Origin of the sequence: Endozoicomonas sp. SESOKO2, from assembly GCF_024606245.1 — a bacterium.
Lineage (GTDB): Bacteria > Pseudomonadota > Gammaproteobacteria > Pseudomonadales > Endozoicomonadaceae > Endozoicomonas_A.
This window is the reverse complement of sequence record NZ_JAHHPQ010000015.1, coordinates 1-5,234: the sequence shown is the minus strand read 5'-3', so window position 1 is coordinate 5,234 and position 5,234 is coordinate 1. Positions and strand designations below refer to the sequence as shown.

General features: G+C 45.8%; 2 protein-coding genes. Both read left to right on the top strand.

Annotated elements, in window-relative coordinates:
• A partial coding sequence (locus tag KDK17_RS00395) for a hypothetical protein (protein ID WP_257255072.1) occupies nucleotides 1-449 on the top strand: 449 nt, incomplete at its 5' end.
• A 406-nt stretch (nucleotides 450-855) separates the two neighbouring features.
• The coding region (locus KDK17_RS00390) for a hypothetical protein (protein ID WP_257287089.1) at nucleotides 856-5,234 on the top strand (4,379 nt) is incomplete at its 3' end.

Sequence of the window (5,234 nt, the reverse complement as noted above, 5' to 3'; positions counted from 1 at the left end):
CGCTGGCGTCAAGTCTCACTTTCGACTTCTTTATGAACGACAACAAGATGCTCACTCAATGGCTGGGTGGGCCCCTGGGACGTAGTCTTGACAAGATCAACCGCTGGAGAGGCGTGAGTGAAACGGAAACGGACTATGTGAAACGTACTGCTATTGCTACGCCTCAACGCTTCAATGAAACGGATGAACAGTATGCGAACCGTGTTAAAGCAAACAACGTGATGCATGGCTGGACGCGGAACGAGCATTATCTTCAGTTCCGTGAACGACGTGATCGCACCATGAAGATTTATAAGCATGGCTGGGAGAAATACTTCAGGGAAAATGTACCTAAATGGTCATTCTCCCACGCTGAAAGTATTCCTTACTCTTATACTCTGGGAGCCTTCTATGAATTGATAGTAGAGCCAAAAGGACTACAGCACCTGAGAAGACACCAGCTGCCGTGAAAACTGCAATGCTGATTACAGGTTTGAGAAGTTCACTCCTGATAAGAATACCCGCGACGAACTTTAATGCTAAAAATCAGTGGATGCCCCCCATAGCTACCCAAAAGAAACCAATCATAGAAGGATACATAATGGTTTCTTCCGGTTCAGGCTATCGATTAAACCCTGCTATAAGCAACGACGTTATTCCCCGGCTGAAAAAACAATTCAGTTTTACTGACATTGGACTTTGTCAGTTCGAGCAAAATTCGCTCAACAGCTTACCAGATTGGCCGCTGTGAACTAAATTCACTCAACAGCTTAACAGTGAGCGATTGACAGCCATGAGTGACTGAAAGTTGCCTCCTTGCCTGGTGTGGCAATCACTTTTCACGGTAATCAAAGTACTCAGCTCTGAGGTAGTAAAATGACACATGCTCACCCCAATGCATTAAGCCTTGCAGTGGCCATTACTATCAGCTCTTCCATCATTGCTACACAGGCACTGGCCGATCGCAGGCTACAGACAAAATCTATCGTTATTCAGGACAATGGACATACGGAGTTCATCCAGAGTGAGGTCATAGTTAAGCCAACTTTAGGTGATGACCAGCAGCCAATAACCAAATCCTTTACAACCACCTACCCCGATCGAGCTGAATTCAGAGCCGACTACGATATTCCTTCCAAGGGCTTCACAGACGTTCTTTCTGGCATTGACGGTGGCGTTTCCACTGTTGATCTGTTTGAAACAGACGACAATGACATTGCTCAGAAGTACACCAAAGTCCTCAAGGTAGGTAATGAGGCAGTTTTCAGGTTCACCCATAATTTTTCAGAAAATAAACTACTCATCGAAGTCAGAGACAGAATGACCCATAAGGATTCAATTGGAGCTGTGCGCTCTCAATTAGGCGACAATCATACATTAGAACCATTTACGAAAATTGCCAGCCCCGAACACTTGGTCGGAGTGCTGAAAGGTGTGAATGAAAGAGCAGGAAACCTTGGCGAAGTTGATCACTATGTTGTCCTTGCCAACCTTGAAGTAGACCAGGTTGAAGTGAAAGGGCGCACCTTCATGCGTCTCATCGTTTCCAGCGACCAGCCCCCTGAGCTGCAGCGTCTGGGTCAATCAATCTTTGTCAATGATGAGACGCTTTTAGCAGCAGCTACCTCTGCCTATACCCAGGTTCATGTTCTTGGGAAAGATTTACAACAGGGAGCTCTGGAAGATCTGTTGTCATTCTATAAACCCGTCGGCTATGTAGTACACGTCGAGGATGACACACAGGTCTATCCTGTACCTGAGGATTATCCAAAACTGGAAGTGACTGTGGCTGAGGGGGAGATTATTGTTTTTCATGGTCAGAAGCAGAATCCAACCGATATCGCTTTTGTGGAGGGTCTCTATGATATCTGGGAAGGATTTTACGACAATGGACCTACTCCTGAAACAATAGCACTGGTTAAAAAAGACAAGTTCAAAAGCTACCAATACGTCATTCGAAGTCGGCAGCTGGCGCTGCTGGAGGAGTTAGCTGCGCAGCACATTACCAGACTTGACGAAGGTGGTAAACTGACGGATGAATACGAAGATACACTGGCCTCGCTTATATACTATGAATATATCCTGCAGGCATTAACCAGCGCTACTTCAGATCAGGAAGATGGATTTGTAATCACCAGAACGCACATCAAATTAACGTCGTCGTTCATCACGCCAACCTGGATGCATATTCAACTCACAGAACACTTTGGCTTCAAACCCATACTTAGAAATTTTCTGACTAACCGGAAGTTTATTCAAAATATTCATGAAATTATGTCTGTTATCGCCAAAATGTCCGGCGATCCTTTTGACGATTCTTTTGACGCAGACCGCAGCTTTGCTTCCAAAGTCGCTGGCGTCTTTGCCGAACAGCTGCTTGAGATGGAGCACAAGCTGGAAAAGCTGCAGGTAAGAGAGGCCATGCTCGCCGAGCTAAACGAAGCATTTCAACGCACAGGGACAATGGCCATGACCCATTTTGAGGAAAAACTGAGAGCCGTTGGACTCAATCAACCAGTTGTGAATGAGCTTAAAAAGATTCGTCAGGAGTTGGAAGAAACGAAAAACTCGGTGGATCAACTTGAGCAGGATAATAAACGAATTCCGGAGCTCGAAAAACAACTTCTTGCTACCAGAGCAAAAGCCACAAACACTCCCAATAGTGAAATGGCAGCAGAGTTTGATATTGAGCCTGATGAAGACGACACATCAGAAGACAGGGCGCTGGAAACAAGGGTATCTACCAAACTCCTCAGGCTAGCAGAGCTTGAAGAAGAGCTGGATGACATTAAAACACCAGGCCACCCCAAAGCCAGACCTGAAGTACTTGAGACACTGAGCGTCATAGAAAAAGCCCTTGAGATACGTGACCTTGATGAAAAAGAAGATGTGTATCTCCGTCGCCGGTACATCTCTGAAAATATGCAGGAAAATATCAGAGACGCCAGACAGCAGGCAGAGAGAGAGGCCCTGGACATACTGGAAGTCGCAGAAGAAATACTCGACATCGAAGCCAATAAAGAGGACAACAAAATAGCAAGACTCGAAGTGGTCATGAAAACTCTTGACAGCGATGCGCTATCAGAAGAAATACTGGATGAGTCACTGGAAGAAATAGGTAACATCCGATGGGCATATGAAGGCAAAACTACGGATCTGGACGAGAAGGAATACAAACGCACTATGCTTCTTGTAAACCTTCGCCATAAAGTCGAAGACCCGGACATGCGAGCCAGAGAAAAACTCACCGATCTGCTGGAAGCCATAGAAACAATACTCAACATCAAATTCAATAAAGAGGATGGAGAAGCAGAAAGGCTTGCCCGGATTTATTCAATACTTGAAGGCAATGATGTCTCAGAAAAATTGCTGGATCAGATAGATCAAACCCTCTGGAAAGGAGACAGCACAGCACTGAACAAGAGAGATATCAAACACAATAAGCTTCGGGGGACTCTTACCTATAAAGTCGAAGATTCCTACCTGGATAAGTTCGCCAGAGATCAACAGACAAGTCTGCTTGGCGCCATAGAGGACGAGCTGAGCATCTACCCTCATGAAAACGTTGCTGCCACAGAAAGAGGCAAGGCTTTCACTGCTAAACTGGCCAGAGATCTGAATCTGGCATTCGGGGAAGATAGCAAACTGTATGATCAGAAGGAAGCTCTGAAGGCCAGAGTTCAGGCATTAATGGATGAAGTACACGAAACTTATGACGATGTAGGTGTCAGAAGAGCCAGAAACAATGAATTGGCCCATCAACTCAAGATTGAGAACTATAAAGATGATGCCACTATCGACAACCAGAACATTCTGATTGAAGCAAAGCTCAATGGACTGCTCGAAGAAATTTTCAATGCCGGTCAGTCTGCTGTTAATGTCCGTATCGCAACCATTGAAAATGAGCTTGACAAGCAAATCGCGCGCCTTGGGCCCAAACCGCGATACGTTCTTGATCGTGAGAAAGCCAATGCTAAACGAGCATTGGCAAAAGCGGAAAGTGAGCTGACAGATGTTCGTCGCAAACTGCATGCCCTTCGTGGCAAACACGAGGTATTTACAAGCTGTAAAGATAATCAGGGTCTGGACGAAGCCGGTATATTCGAGGAAGCATTGGCCGAGCTGCCTTTAGCCAGAAAAAAGTACACTCTGGTCACACAATTCCTGCAAGATTACGACAGCAAAAGTATGGAAGTGAACCATGCACAGTTTGAAGAGAGTAATGCACAAGAAAAACTGGATCATAAAAAACAGGAGATTATCGATTTTGGAGACTTCGAAGAGCAGGATAAAACTGCACATAACAAAGAGATAACTGCGCTGGGTTTAGTCCTGGAGCAGAAAAGTGAAGCTTTATCAAAAGCTAAAGATACTCTGACGGATTTCCATAAAACAGCTCTTGACGCTACTGAAGAAGCCGTGGGTCTTAAACCAGACACTTCTGAAACCCATGAACAACGGGTTAATAACCTGAGAAACAAACAGGTTCAACTGGGCGGAGATGATGGCACTGGCGGGAAGATCCTGCAAATGACCCACAAGCTGCACAGTCTCAACAGAGAAATAGAAGTCAGGAAAGCGAAAATAGAGAAATTAAAGGAAGTCCTGAAGGCGGCAGAGCAAGCCGTCGAAAATGAAGGCGGTCCCTTCCAGTTCACACCGTGGCAGGTAAAAGTTCTGACCGATATGCACGACTTCATGCAGGATCACTCTCTCAAGAAACAAGCTCTGGAAGCCGCAATGGGTTTGGCAGAATTAGCAGTAGAAAACGGTAAGAAAGTACCCTATTTCACAATTTTCGATTTTGACGATGAACTTGCACCGGTTCGCCTCAGGGCATTGGTCGGAGAAGGTTTGACGTTTGATCAGGCCAATCGGATTGTGAAAGTCTTCAAGAGCCTGAAGACGACCTTTCCGACCCTCTCTTCCGGGGCTTTAAAACTTCAGCCTCCGAAGGTTCTGTCAAAAGTCCAGGGACTGGTTTTCAAGATCAGGCATCAGCTGCAAAACGGGGCTCAAGAATACGACGATGTCGTTTACGCCATGGGCAAAACAGCCATTCACTACATCGAGTATGAACCTCGGAACCTGGAAAGCTTCCCGGAATATCTGGCTACCCGTTTTGCCGGTGGTAAAAAGACTATTGCTCTGCTGCGTGAAGGTCTGATCAGCAAGGTTGAACTTGAGAGCTACATGAAGGCCGTCAGAGGTGTCGACGGTTATCAGACAGTGGATGAATTTGAGCACTTCCTTGG